The organism is Mucilaginibacter sp. OK268, from assembly GCF_900103125.1.
Classification (GTDB): domain Bacteria; phylum Bacteroidota; class Bacteroidia; order Sphingobacteriales; family Sphingobacteriaceae; genus Mucilaginibacter.
In genome coordinates, this window is record NZ_FNJV01000001.1 from 1,307,348 (window position 1) to 1,322,071 (window position 14,724).

Consider the following 14,724-nt stretch of genomic DNA (forward strand, 5'->3'; position numbering starts at 1 on the left):
ATTAAAATGATGCGTTTATACCTAAGCTGAAGGTGCGTGTTTTAGGATAAAAATTCTTGTTATCGATACCTGGAGTTAAACCGCCCATATCAATTTCCGGGTCAACACCACGGTATTTGGTAATGACGAAAATATTATTGCCAGAGGCATAAAAACGCAAGCTTTTAAAGGCCTGAATATGCGGCTTAATGGTATAACCAATAGTGGCATTATCCAAACGCAGGTACGAGCCGCTTTCCAGGAAACGATCCGAGATCAGGTAAGCATTGATATCTTTAAATGATTCGCCTAAAGTAAATCTTGGAATGTTTTGTAATTTGGAGTCGGCAGGGTTATTTAAACCGGCAAGTGTTGCATTTAAAATCTTGTTGCCATACACCCCGCGAACCAGGAAGTTAAAGTCGAAGTTTTTGTAGAAGAAGCTGTTGCTCCAGCCGTAAACCAATTTAGGCTGTGCATCATATTTAATAAACTGATCGGTAGTTAATGGTTGGGCGGCCGTTGTTGATCCATCGGCTTTTTGATAAGTACTAACGCCGTTGGCATTTTTGCCCAAATAGTGCCACAGGTCAAAAGTACCAAGAGCATAACCTGGTTGTATGATCTGGCTGTAGTTGCCCGATTGACCTTTACCACCTAACTGGGCAGTTTGAATGTATGGAAGAACCAGGCCACCCTGTGATAAACTTTGTACCACGTTTTTATTATGTGAAAAGTTTAACGAGGTGCGCCAGGTAAAAGCCCCCGATTTTACAGGTATGGCATTTAATACAACTTCAATACCGCTATTTTTCATTTTACCTACGTTTGCGGTTAAAAGCGGATAAAAATATTGGGTAGTTGATACCTGGAGGGTAGTGATCAGATCGGAGGTCTTCTTGATATAATAATCAACAGAACCGGTAATGCGGTTGTTGAGTATACCAAAGTCCAAACCTATGTTGGTAGTAGCGGTACTTTCCCATTTCAGATTTGGGTTGTCATTACGTACGGGGCCGATAGGGTTAACTATATTACCATTACTTAAAAATTTACCACCACCCGGAGGCACGCCGTAAATTAACTGAGCAGTAAAGGCGTCGAACCCTGCACTGTTACCAGATACACCATAACCGGCCCTTAATTTCAAGTCGCTGATAACCGGAACAGATTTCATAAAATCTTCGCTGATGATCTTCCATCCGGCAGAAGCCGCAGGGAAATAGCCATGGCGAACGTTTAAACCGAAACCCGAAGATCCATCTTCCCTTAATGAAGCCTGCAGCAAATACTTGTCAGCAAATTGATATTGTGCACGGGCATAAAAAGATATTAACCTTAAAGTAGATATATAGGTTGGCGGGGTAGTGCCATTTATATTGTAACTCGGGTTAAAAATAATTTGTGAAAGCTGGGTAGGATTGGAGAATGCTAAATAATTATAAGTTAAAGCATCATTTGAAAATCCCTGGGTTTGTACCCCGAATCCGTCACCGTTACGATCCTGCTGATAAGAGTAACCACCTAATAATTTAAGGGAATGCCGACCAAAAATGCGGTCGTAATTAAAATAAGCTTCTACAACGTTACTGGTATTGGTATAAGCACTGCGGGCCGCTACACCACCAGCGTTAACGTATATACCAGACTGACTGGTGGAATAGGTATTAACGTTGTTTTGTTCCTTTTGGGTTGATCCAGATACGGTAAACTTTAAACCGTTTAAAATGTCAACAGAAGCAAAACCATTGATCAGGGTTTTGTTGTTCTCTGTTTTGATAAAGTTATTGTTAATTAACGATAGCGGATTCAATGGTCCGCTGCCTGTACGGGTATAGTTTTCTTTATAAGTGCCATCCGGGTTAAAAGGACCCACCGTTGGTAAATAGAACAAAATACCCGATAATACCTGGCTTTGGAATATATCGTTGTTTTTGGTGGCGCTGTTGGTAAGCGTGATGCCTAATTTTAAACGATCATTAAAAAAACGCTGGTTGATATAACCTTTGTAGATAGTACGCTCCAGGCTGGTATTTTTTAATATACCATTATTTTTCATGTAGTTTACACTTGCACCATATTCTGAATTGGTACCTGCACCACCATAAGAAAGGTTATGGTTTTGCGAATAGCCTGTTCTTTCTGCCAGTTTCTGCCAGTTGGTATTTGAACCATCGTCGTCGGCTGCGCTCAGTTTGGGTACGCCATTATCCGTTAAGTATTTACGCAGTTCATCGCCTGTAAGTACATCAATGTTTTTGGATACGTTTTCAACAGCGCCATACGCACTATAGTTTAACCTGGTTTGGCCTGCTTTTGCTTTGCGGGTTGTAACCATGATTACGCCATTGGCAGCACGTGAACCGTATATAGCTGTTGAGGATGCATCTTTTAGCACGTCAATGCTTTCAATATCGGCAGGTGCCAATAAATCTATAGAAGCGCCGGGTACTCCATCAATTACATAAAATGGCTGCGTCGCACCGTCGCGTAATGTTGATGGTCCTCTTAATATAGTTGAGGGTTGTTTGTTGGGGTCGCCGCTTTTGGTGATGTTTAAACCCGCTACTTTACCTTGTAATAGCTCAGCAGGAGTAGTTAACACACCCGCGTTAAAATCCTCGGCCTTTACCGATGTTATAGCGCCGGTAACATCCTTACGGCTTGATGTACCGTAACCAATAACTACCACATCTTTCAACTGTTTGGTATCAGTTACAAGCGTAATGTTGATTGCTGCTTTATCACCAGCGGTAACCTCTTTAGGTACCGAACCCAAAAATGTGAATTTTAAAACATCGCCCGGGCCGCTTACAGTAACGGAGTAACCACCATTACTGTTGGTAGTAGTTGCTTTGCCCGTGCTTTTAACGGTTACTACAACACCCGGTAATGGTGTGTTGGTTTCGTCGGTTACGGTTCCTTTTACAAGCCTGCCGGTTTGTGAAAAAGCTTGTAGCGCGGTAAGCAATATTGCGCAGGCAATGAGTAAACCATGCCTGGATAAATGATGTGTTTTCTGGAAAAAACAGTGGTAAATTTTTTTCATAATGTGTGTTTTGGACAATTAATTAAACTAAACTCAGGAATCGCATTTTTCCGCTGCAAAGGAATGATGTGCATGTTAGGAAATCATCAAGTGAACATTAGCTTTTTCATTTAGGTTGAAATGAGTGATTTGGTTAATTGGTGTTGTTTTTTGTATTAATTTATTGATTTACAGAATTTTAATACATAAAAAAGATTAGTTATGCCATAAATTGGTTATATAGCAAAAACTAATTATTAAAATTAGCTTAATATCGGTTAAACAACTTAAAAAAGGTAATAAATGGGTTTATTGCCTGCAGTTGGAACTTATTAATTTAGTAAGTTTATTATTGGTTTTTCATGTAATAAGCTAAAGAAATAGCTGTTACAATGGTTTAAAAATAGGTTTTAATTAATTCATTTGGTAAGTGAGCAAATTACTTAAACGTTTTTGTTTAAAAGTAATTAGGGATTGAACTCAATTCGCCCTTATGCCTTATTAATTAGAAAAATCATGATTAGAAAATATTTCAGGACTCAACCCGCATTCACGCAGAGCTCTGGAATTGCTGTACGCCAGTTGTTTATAAAAGGCCTCATCCTGATTTACAATAGCGGGACTATTTATCAATAAGTTTATGGTAAATACCTTTGCAAACTTGTTCCCTGATTTTTCTGTAGCCTGGTTTAAATATTTAAAATATCCGGGGATGGAATTGTATTCGTTGTTAAGAATAGCTTTTTTAATTTTGAGGCTGTAAAACGCCAGTTTCATGTATGGGGTAAACGAATTTTCTTTTGTTTTAAATAGTTCAGAAATATGATCATGGATAGTTTTAAGCTCTTTTACTCTTCCTAATAAAAAGTACGAATCGGCCAGTAGTATTTTTAAAAAGAAATTATAGCCCGTAGCTTCCATTGAATCTTTAAAATGCACTTTTTGAAGCGCATTGATGTACCTGAGCATTTTCCTGGGTTTCTGGCATATTAAAAGGGTATAGCCAGCCAATAAGTAAACAAGATCATTCCCCTGGCTGTAACGCAGATTTCCGGTTTGTTTTGGCGGGTTAAAATAAAATCTGGTAATGGTAACAAAGAAGTCTTTTTTTATAATGCCGTATCTGAAAAAGTAATATATGGTATTAAGGCACTCTAACGGGCTTATGGTAAACTCCTGGTAATCCTCATGCGAAAAAGCGTTGAGCTTTATTAAATAAGCCTCCAGCGAGGACAGATCTAATTGCAGTACAGCTATAATAGCCAGGGCGCTATTGGTCAGGATCTTTTTGTAGTTAGATAGCTCGAATTTTAGCAATGATTGCAAAGTTTTTTTGTAATCGGGAGTTATCAGTTCAAGTCCAAGAAAGTAGTAAAACAGCCCATCACTGCAATCTTGTTTAAAGTAATTGGCCATGGCACCCGTATTGTTTTGAACCAGGTGGGCTTTATTAAGCATATCTCCCAGGAAAACAACCAGGTCTGATCTTTCCCTGGGGTTAAGGTCAGCTTTGGAAAGTGCCGAAAAATTCTCCTGCTGTCCGTTTTTCATCGCATGCATAACGCACCACTTAATGATGGGTACTTTAAGCTCATTGTTAGAAAATAACAGGTTAATAGCTTTTATCAGGTTTCCGTCAAAAGTGTTGTTATTGTCGTATAATAATTTATTGGCTATGGCCAGTTCTAAAAAATTATTATTCCCGAATTGAACGTAAGTATTAAACTGAGCATCATTGCTTGTATTGGTTTCTTTTAAAAAACCAATGCTTAATAAATCTTTATAAGCTTGATTATATTGACTGAACAGATCATTTACCCTTAATTTATCCACATCATACTCACGCCTTTTAAAATCCATGTTTTCGATAAGCCCTTTTAACAGCAGGGTTTTATCTGCAGCGTGGTGCCCCAGGTAAATTTTATTAAATATAAAATTGGAGATCAGATCGTAAATGGAAGTATGATCGATATTATTAAGCGAAAAGTTGTCCTTATGCTGTTTATAATAAAACTGGAAGTAGAGCGGGTGATTAAAACTGCTGGCAACCTCGGCCGGTATCAGCGTTTGCATTTCCGGGTTAATGTTGAGACATAGCTCTTTTATTTCCTGTAAGTTGAAGAGCGGTACATTGCTGTTTAATTGCGGATCAATGATCGTGCCGATAAACCATTTGGGGTGATCAGGATCCAGTACATGCCGGTTGTTAATCCAGTTTGCAGATCGCATGGTTAAAACCATCTTAAACCATTTGTGCGCTTGATAAAATGAAAAAATGTCCATTAACTGGTCAAGTAACAATTGAAACCAGTTGTTTTTAAACATATGTTCATCCAGGCCATCAATAATAAGGTAAAAGTTACCTTCCTTACGCTTATTTTCATCAAGCAGGGAAATAATATCTTCTTCAAGTGTATAGCCCAATAAGGCCAACAGCCAGTCGTTAAAGTCCTTCCCGCTGATCAAAACATTCATTAAGGCATTACTGCTGAAAAAAAGGATGATATCATTGCTACCCGATGTAATATTCAGCGCCTGTCTTTCATCTACCCAATGGCACAGCGCTATGGTTTTACCATAGGAAGGAGGGGCTAGTAAAACTGTTGCTGCGTAGTCGCCTTTTAAAAATTCATCAAAATGTTTTTCGAGAAAGCTTCTTTTGATGCTCTGATTAAACGGAATGCCTGATTTGTTTTTTAAGGCCTGTAGCGTAAAATTAGTGATCTTGGCAGCTTTTTGACTCAAAGAATCCCAATCAGCATTTTTGTGATTGCTGTTAGTATGTTGTTTGTCCTGTTTTTTACAAAAGTCGTCCCAGCCATTATATCCGCAATAGTTTGATAAAACATCTATGGTAAATAGCGATGGTTTAAATTTACTTAGCGCAAAGCCATAGATCCGTTTTAAAGTAGTCTCGCTTACAGTATGGCTTGTTTTATTACTGATTTGGGCCGAAAGTGTTTTACAATCACTTGCCTGGATGCGGGTAAGGTGTGAGTTTTCTAAAACATACGATTTTAATAATTCAAATAGCTGCGATGAAAAGGCTGTCATATTATTAAAAAGTATCGGGCATATGGCTTTTAATGAATATTTTATTGATAATCAAAACACCATCACCCTACATTATAAGTTTTAGTTGATCAGTAGGTTAATTATAAGTTTATGAATGTATGTAATTTTATAGCCTAACATTTTATTTCCGCTCTTAATGAACGAAATGAATGTTTCTATTGATTTTATTCATTTTTCCTGTTAAATGAACAATTATACAGGATATTTTTATTCATAAATTGCTGTTCGGGGGCGATACAGTAATTATGTGGATTATTGGACCGGTTGCCTATAGGTTAATTTATTGCCTATAGGGCGTTTTTTTGTTCGCTTGTTATAAAAGCGAAAAAATAGATACCGCGCAAATTAATACATGGAAAATACCCATCACCAATAAATCCGATTGTTCGTCGGTAAGGATGTTTCCTGGTGCTTTAATACTTAGTTTTTTTAATTTCACAAAGCCATAAATACCTGTTATGGCAGCTAAGATCACGGCAAGTGCCGCAACCTTGTCACTTGTAATGTTATTTATCATAAGTCGGTTTTTAGGTTAAAATCCGCTTGGTGGCTTAATAAAGGTTATGCATAGTTATGTATAAAGCTCATATAGGAGGTTTGTTTATTTTATTCATTATTATAAACTTGTTCACATTGTTCATTCTGTTAACTTCCCCTTCAAGCCAGTCTTTTGAGCTTAACTTTCCTATAGCTAAAACCGTATTACTTTACAATTTGATACCGGGTTACGTATCGATAAATCTTGCGGATTAATAATAAAAAAGAACACCTTAACACCTTGTACTTATATTAAAAAAAACAGATGGATAATACAGACATTTTGGCCGAAAAACTTGATTTTACATACAAGAAAGAAGAAGGGCCCAGCGATGTAAGAGGGTTAATCGCTTTGTGCCTTAATTATTGGTATGTATTTGCATTAAGCATCATTGCTTGCCTGATAGCCGGATTCGTTTATATACAGTATAGTCCGAATCAATGGAGCATATTGGGTAAGGTAATTGTTGAAGATGAGCAGGGTACTCCGGAGAAAGCGTTGACCAATGGATTGAACGCCGACCTGGCCTCACTGTTTGATGTAAAGAGCAATGCCGATAATGAGGTTAAAATATTAAAATCAACAAGTCTTATAAACCGCACGGTTGCCAAGCTAAACCTGAATATTCATGTGCTGGATAACAATGGCTGGAAAAGCTTTGAAATACATGACAACGCGCCCTTCTCGGTATTTGTTGATTACAAAAAGAAAGATATCCGTTTTAGTAAGTACAAAATAGCTATACTCAGCAATACAACTTTCCGGATTAAGAACAGTAAAGAGGATCTGGATATTAACGGCGAGTTTGGGAAACCAATTCAGCTTGGTCAGTACGATCTTACCTTAAACAAAACCGACAAATTTAAACCTTCCGGATATTACAAGTTAAATATCCAGTCAAAAAAACAGGCCGCAAAAGATCTGACCGATAACTTAGCTGCCGGGCTTGATGATAAACAAGCCACGGTGATAAACCTGCAGCTAAGCTATGAAAACCCGGATCATGGTGAATTGATTTTGCAAACGTTGATGGAGATGTACCTGCAAAGCAACTTATCTAATAAGATACGTAAGGCCGATAGCACCATGAAATTCATCAATGCCCGCTTGTTGGTTGTTGGGGACGAGCTTGGTAAAGTTGAAAAAAACCTGGAGCAATATAAGGTTCAGAATAAAATATCAGATATCAACGCGCAATCAAAAGCACTTGTTGAGGGAGCTAATCAGTATCAGAGTAAACTGAATGATAACTCGGTGCAATTGGCAGTAGTAAATGATCTGTACAAATATGTAAATGATGCCAATAACCCGCAGGTTGTACCAAGCTCGCTGATAACCAAGGATGTTGCCTTTGGGACCGCCATAAATGCCTATAATGAAATGCTTTTACGGAAAGAACAGCTTAAGCTAAACCTTACTGATAACAGCACCATCATACAAAACCTTAACCAGCAAATTGAACTGTCCCGCCGGTCATTGATGGCGAGCATTAAAAATTATCGTAACAGTTTGGAGGTTTCGCAACAGACATTCAAAAAGCAAAACTCATTTATCGAAAACAAGATATCTGATGCCCCGGTAAAAGAGCGGATCTATCTGGATTACTCCAGACAGCAAAGCTTAAAACAGGATCTTTACTTATTTCTGCTGCAGAAAAAAGAAGAGACAGCCATCTCTCAAAATGCAACCATGTCAAGCGTACGCATATTGGATGTTGCAGAGAGTAGTGAAAAACCTTTCGCACCGAAACAATCGTTGATATACCTTATCGCTTTGTTTGCAGGCATCTTTTTACCGGCCACGGGCTTAAGTATAAAAGAGATGCTGAATATCAAGATTAACAGTAAGGCTGATATTGAAAAACATACCAGTGTGCCGTTGCTGGGCGAAATAAGCCGGAACACCAACCGTAACAAGCTTTTAATATATAATGATTTCCGCTCTATAGTTTCGGAAGAGATCAGGGCGGTACGTACCAACCTGAAATATGTTACGGAGAAAGGAAAGTCGAATGTGATCCTCTTTACCTCGAGTATGAGCGGGGAGGGCAAATCATTTATTTCCCTTAACCTGGGTAATTCCATAGCCATGTCTGGCAAAAAAGTAGTGTTACTTGAGCTTGATTTGCGCAAACCAAGGCTGCTGAAAAATATCGGTGTCGAAAACGATCATGGTTTTACCAATTATGTAATTTCAAACGAAGAGGAAAGTATTGATAATTTGATCAAGCCTTCTACTTTTAATGAAAACTTCTTTTTCATATCATCGGGCCCTATCCCTCCGAACCCGACCGAGTTATTAATGCACGACAGGTTAAAAACCTTGATAGAAGAACTGCGAACCAGGTTTGATTATGTGATCATTGATAGTGCCCCGGTAGGACTGGTTTCTGATGCGCTGATCATTGAAGAGTTTGTGGATATCACTTGTTACGTAGTAAGGCAAAACTATACCTACAAATCACAACTGGGAATAGTTAACGATCTGCACAAATCAAAAAAGGCCAAACATCTATACCTTATCGTAAATGATATTGAGCTTAAAAAGAACAGCATTACCGGTTATGGTCATGGTTACGGTAACTATGGTTACGGTTATGAAGGGATTGAAGATAAAGGGAATGCCCTGACATCCATTTTTAATAAAACAAAACAACCTAACACATAAAATATAGCAGATAAGTTATGTTACAGGCTATACAAACTCATGTTCAGCGCTTTTTTACAAAGGGACACGAGCGTTCTTTGAAAACCAAAAAGAATATCATTCAATCAGTTTTGTTGAAGGGGGGCAGCGTGGCTATTTCGTTGTTACTCATCCCGCTTACTATCAAGTACATTAACCCAACTCAATATGGTATCTGGCTAACGCTGAGCTCCATTATAACCTGGGCCGGTTTGTTTGATATGGGGCTTGGGAACGGGTTGCGTAATAAGCTTGCAGCCATGATATCATTGGGCGATGTTTCGTCGGCAAAAAGTTATGTTAGCTCAACCTACGCGTTGTTGTTTATTATATCAAGCATCATGTTTGTAGTGTTTTATTTTGTTAACCCCTACATCAAATGGCAGCAGATATTAAACGCGCATAACACACCAGCAGGGTACCTGAGCATGATCGTACTGATCGTGTTCGCGTTTTTTTGTTTTCAGTTTGTAATACAACTGATCAATAACGTTTTAACGGCAAATCAGGCCCCGGCCAAAACCGCTTTTTTAAACCTCATGGGGCAAATATTATCGCTTGTAGCGGTACTGTTTTTAATGCGGGTTAAACAGGGCGAATTGCTTGATGTGGTTATTATCATAGCCGGTTTGCCATTAGTAGTATTGGTAGCGGGCAGCATCTGGTACTATAATAGTAGCTATAAGGAGCTTGCACCGAGCTTTGGGTCGATTAACTTAAAACACGCCAAAGAGTTGCTGGGTGTAGGCGGAGGGTTTTTTATTATACAAATAAACGCCCTGGTGCTTTATGAAACAGACAATATTGTGATCACCCAGTTATTTGGCCCTAAGGAGGTAACTACTTTTAATGTGGCTTACAAGTTGTTTTCGGTGATCCTGATGTTCTTTGTTATTGTGATAACGCCATTTTGGAGCGCTTTTACTGAAGCGTATACCAAAAATGACCTGGAGTGGATCAAAAACGCAGTTGCCAAAATAAATAAACTATGGATAGCCCTTAGCTTTTGTGCTATATGCCTGCTCATCGTATCACCCTGGTTATATCGCCTGTGGCTGGGGAAAACGATAACAGTACCCATTTTGCTATCCATAGCCATGTGCCTTTATACTATTACCATTATATGGCAAGCCATACATGTACAGCTTTTAAACGGGATAGGTAAAATAAAGCTTCAGTTGTATGTGGGTATTGTTGGTTCCATAGTAAACGTGCCACTATCAGTTTTTTTAGGTAAAAAGATAGGAGTGGCCGGGGTAACACTATCCAATGTTATTTTATTTATCATCATGGGAGTGCTTTTTTCTATACAAACAAAAAAAATAATTAATAAAACGGCTACCGGCATTTTTAATGCCTGATACGGGCCAGGGGTGAAATATTATTATCAGGTTGATCATGTATTATATCAGGAAGTTTTACAGGTTGTTACGGGTGCTCTACTATAAAATGGCACGTCAATACTCGTGGCTGATCAGCAGTTTTAAATTTTATTTGAACGGCGTAAAATATCACCGCGACTTTGTTGGTTTTGGCATCCCCATATTGGACATTAACATGCAGGGAACTTTCTCCATTGGCCGGAGGTTTTGGTTTAATAGCGGTAAATATCATGCCATGGGAGGCCGGCAGCAGCAATGCTACTTTGTGGTGGCCAAAGGCGGCGAGTTATCCATTGGTGACAATGTGGGTGTTACCTCGGTAGCTTTTATTTGCCACAATAAAATAAGCATCGGTAATAACGTAAAAATAGGTATCAATACGGTTATCTATGATACCGACTTCCATTCGCTTGACGCACGGATGAGGAATAGCTATCCCGAACGGCTGGATGGTGTAAAAACAAAGCCGGTTATTATTCGTGACGGCGCTTTTATAGGTGGGCACAGTACTATTTTAAAAGGAGTAACCATTGGTAAAAACTCTATTGTAGGGGCAGGCTCAGTCGTGTTTGAAGATATTCCGGATGAGCAGGTTTGGGCAGGGAACCCAGCCCGGTACGTGCGCGATAATTTTGTTTATGCAACAACGGCTTAAATATTAAGGAAAATGATCAATCGTATATATCCACTTTTATTGCTGGTGCTTATTATGGCCTCGTTTTTTCATATGCAGGCCATAGTAATAGTTATTGCGTTGCTGATCATTTTTATGCCCTTAAAACATCGTTTGGCCGCTGTTAAAGCCGCCCGTGTTTTTGCCATTTTATTATTGCCCGTGTTATTCGCCCTGATAGTTGGTTATGAGAACGATAATTATCTTATCGTAAAAGATTTCTACTACTTCAGTATACCTGTGCTGTTTATACTGTCGGGTATTGTACTGGCCTGCCGGCTTGATATCGAAAAATTCTTAAAAACGCTGGTTTACGCAGGGCTGATCACATCGGTATTGGTAACGGCCATATCGGTATCCTACATGGGGATCAGCGCTTTATTCGATCCATACTCGGCCCACTATGCCATGGGTATTGTAGGTGCTCCCGGCCCCCCAATGGGATTGGCGTGTTTGCTGTTTACCTGGAAGTTTAATATCAGGTTGTTTAAACCTCACTGGTTTAAATTATTTATGGCCGTAAACGCATTTGGGATTTACATGTGTGCCTCCCGTACCTACTTTATCATCATGGTATGTTTTGCCCTGCTCATGGTGGCTGATAAGGTTAAAAAGATCTGGATAATCCCCACTATCTTCTTCCTGGTTATGCTGATCGCCTTGATACCGACCGATATTTTTCAGGCTACCTCGTCCGAAACTTTTATGAGCAAATTGCTGGGTTCATTTAATGAGCTAAAAATGGGCGATTATAATACCGAGCAGGATATCAATATGAAATACCGTGGCTATGAATCGTTCATGGCGTTGAAGAGCTATATGGAGGGCGATACCAAAGACTGGATATTTGGAGGCTTAGGTAAAACCGTCGATCTGAAAACCTTTGTACGCCTGGGCGAGGATACCGATTTTCAGTTTATTCCGGTTTTGCATAATGGCTGGCTTTATCTGCTGGTAAAAATGGGTATAGCAGGTGTATTTACCTATATCGTGATATTTTTTAGACTGATCATCAAAAACTGGCGAAAGTACGCCGATAGTACGGCCAAACCGGCTATCAGGCTGTTCGCTGCTTTGAGTATTGGTTGCATATTTAGTCTGCTGCTTACCAATTATATTGTTACCGCGTTATTTAATGCCGAAATGTGTATTGTGATGATCACATTAGGCTATAGTTACCTCAATTTCAACTCGCTGGTTTTTAAACAGGAACAACGTGAAAAAGAAAAAGTGCAGGCCTATCAGTTTGAAGCCGCTTAATGGATATAAAAATGGAAACACATTTAAATACCCCCAAAGTTACCATTATTACGGTTGTATATAATGCAGTTGCTACTATTGAAGATACCATCCTGAGCGTGATCAATCAAACCTATCACAATATCGAATATATTATTGTTGATGGTGGCTCAACCGATGGTACTTTAAAAGTGATCAATATGTACAAGGAGCGGGTAAGCCGCTTCATCAGTGAGCCCGATAAAGGTATAGCTGATGGCTTTAATAAGGGTATAGCCATGGCTACCGGCGATTGGATAGGGATGATCAATGCTGATGATTGGTATGCCCTTGATGCGGTGGAAGTGATGATGAACAGGGGCTCGGCGAAGGATGATGTACGTTGTGGTAACATTATGCTGATAGGTAAAAATGGATTTGAGCGTGAAAAAAAGAGCAAAGTAGGCTGGTTGAATTTTGGAATGTACATTATGCATCCCACCTGTTTTATCCGAAAAGAAGTTTACCAAAAAACAGGCAAGTATGATATCAGTCTGAAAATAGCGATGGACTTTGATATGTTTCTGCGGATAAAATATAATGGTTTTGAAATTGCACATATTGATGAAACCGTAGCTTATATGCGTATGGATGGGGTAAGTAACGATACCGTGAAAATGCACCATGAAGAACTTGCTGTAATGCGCCGGCACTTAAAAGGTCTCAATTATTTTAATTCCTGGCTCTTTAATTATTTGAACCGCTTGCGCTGGAAATATTTTTACAAAGATCCGCTAAGAACACAATTAAACTGAGATAAGCGAAAAACCTGATACCCCTGTCATGAAAAAAAAGATACTTATATCGGCTTATGCAATATCTCCTTTTAGAGGTTCTGAGTATGGTGCCGCCTGGAATACGGTAACCCATCTGGCCAGTCAGCATGAGGTATGGGTGGTTTATGGTATGTCTGATAATTTTATGGGCGATACCCAAACCATGAAAAAATACGTGGAGGAAACGCCTTTAGCTTCAGTTCAATTTATCGAGGTACAGCCTGGGCGTTTGGCCAAAGCAATTACCTTGTTAGATAAAGCCGGCCTGGGCTGGTTCTTTTACTTTGCCTACTATTTGTGGCAAAAAAAGGCGTTGAGTGTCGCCCGCGAAGTTTTAAAAACCGTTGATATTGATGTAGTGCACCAGTTAGGGCCTATCGGCTACCGTGAGCCCGGCTTTTTATGGAAGCTGAATAAACCAACAGTTTGGGGGCCAATAGGCGGCATGAACATCATCAACCCAGAGTTGCTGAAAGGGAAACCTTTTTCAACTCGATTGAAATTCAATGTAAAAAACACGATCAACCATATCCAGTTAAATTATTCAAAACGCATCAGGGAAGCATTTTTGCAGGCTGATGTACTGGTGGCAGCTACCTCTGCCGGGCAGCAAACCATTCGCGAAAAATTTGGAGTGGAAAGTTATTATCTATCCGAACAAGGCATCGTTAATCATACTTTTTTGGATGAGTCAAAGTTTGATCACATCAACCAACAGGTTCAGCTGGTATGGTCGGGCACGCTTATCGAACGTAAAAACTTTAGCATGTGCCTTGATGTCCTGGCAAAAGTTAAACAGAATAACTGGAAGTTGCACGTATTGGGCAATGGTCCGCTAAAAGAAAAGTTACAGCAAAAGGCCGCTGAGCTAAAATTAACCGATCACCTGGTATGGCATGGCCACATACCCCGGCCGGATGCTATCCGTGTGATGTCGGGGGCTCATCTGCACATCATCACCAGTATAGCCGAAGATAATCCGGCTGTGATATTTGAGGCTTTAACTTATGGTGTACCTACCCTAACTATGGATCATTGCGGTATGGGTAACGTGATCTGTAATAAATGCGGCATCAAAATAAAACTGGATGTCTACGATACTATCGTCAATAATATGAGCGCTGCCCTGGAGGATGTGCTGGTAAATCCGCATAAACTGGTTGATCTGGCACAAACAACATTAATATGCGCTGCCGATCATAGCTGGGATAACAGGCTGGCCAGGTTGAACAGTATGTATGAAGAGGCTATTCAGGTACGTGAAAAACGTTATGATTTATCACCCAAACTAACCCCATTAACTGCCTGAT

Annotated in this window: 9 protein-coding genes; 6 read left to right on the forward strand and 3 right to left on the reverse strand. The window is 39.4% G+C overall.

All coding sequences use genetic code 11. The features are described from left to right. Position 1: 1 nt before the first annotated feature. The 3 genes from BLR84_RS05305 to BLR84_RS05315 form a co-directional block, all read right to left on the reverse strand. Positions 2-3,028 (reverse strand): SusC/RagA family TonB-linked outer membrane protein, encoded by a 3,027-nt coding sequence (locus BLR84_RS05305; protein ID WP_090465327.1) that lies wholly within the window; start codon positions 3,026-3,028, stop codon positions 2-4. Between the two features lie 480 nt (positions 3,029-3,508). Continuing rightward, positions 3,509-6,061, reverse strand: a complete 2,553-nt coding sequence (locus BLR84_RS05310) for a hypothetical protein (protein WP_090465330.1) — start codon at positions 6,059-6,061, stop codon at positions 3,509-3,511. A gap of 334 nt (positions 6,062-6,395) precedes the next feature. Continuing rightward, positions 6,396-6,599, reverse strand: a complete 204-nt coding sequence (locus BLR84_RS05315; protein ID WP_090465333.1) for a hypothetical protein — start codon at positions 6,597-6,599, stop codon at positions 6,396-6,398. Between the two features lie 285 nt (positions 6,600-6,884). Here BLR84_RS05315 and BLR84_RS05320 point away from each other — a divergent pair, with 285 nt between their 5' ends. From BLR84_RS05320 to BLR84_RS05345, 6 genes are all read left to right on the forward strand, one after another. Continuing rightward, on the forward strand, positions 6,885-9,287 hold the full coding sequence (locus tag BLR84_RS05320) for a GumC family protein (RefSeq protein WP_090465336.1): 2,403 nt from the start codon (positions 6,885-6,887) through the stop codon (positions 9,285-9,287). Positions 9,288-9,304: 17 nt separating this feature from the next. Next, positions 9,305-10,666, forward strand: a complete 1,362-nt coding sequence (locus tag BLR84_RS05325) for a lipopolysaccharide biosynthesis protein (RefSeq protein WP_090465338.1) — start codon at positions 9,305-9,307, stop codon at positions 10,664-10,666. An 88-nt stretch (positions 10,667-10,754) separates the two neighbouring features. Then, entirely contained in the window at positions 10,755-11,342 is a 588-nt protein-coding gene (locus BLR84_RS05330) for an acyltransferase (RefSeq protein WP_176851955.1), read from the forward strand. Positions 11,343-11,354: 12 nt separating this feature from the next. Then, on the forward strand, positions 11,355-12,620 hold the full coding sequence (locus BLR84_RS05335; protein ID WP_090465344.1) for a hypothetical protein: 1,266 nt from the start codon (positions 11,355-11,357) through the stop codon (positions 12,618-12,620). Between the two features lie 11 nt (positions 12,621-12,631). Further along, entirely contained in the window at positions 12,632-13,393 is a 762-nt protein-coding gene (locus BLR84_RS05340) for a glycosyltransferase family 2 protein (RefSeq protein WP_176851956.1), read from the forward strand. A gap of 28 nt (positions 13,394-13,421) precedes the next feature. Next, positions 13,422-14,723: a glycosyltransferase gene (locus BLR84_RS05345; protein ID WP_090465350.1), complete on the forward strand. Its 1,302-nt coding sequence runs from the start codon at positions 13,422-13,424 to the stop codon at positions 14,721-14,723. The last annotated feature ends 1 nt before the right edge of the window (position 14,724 follow it).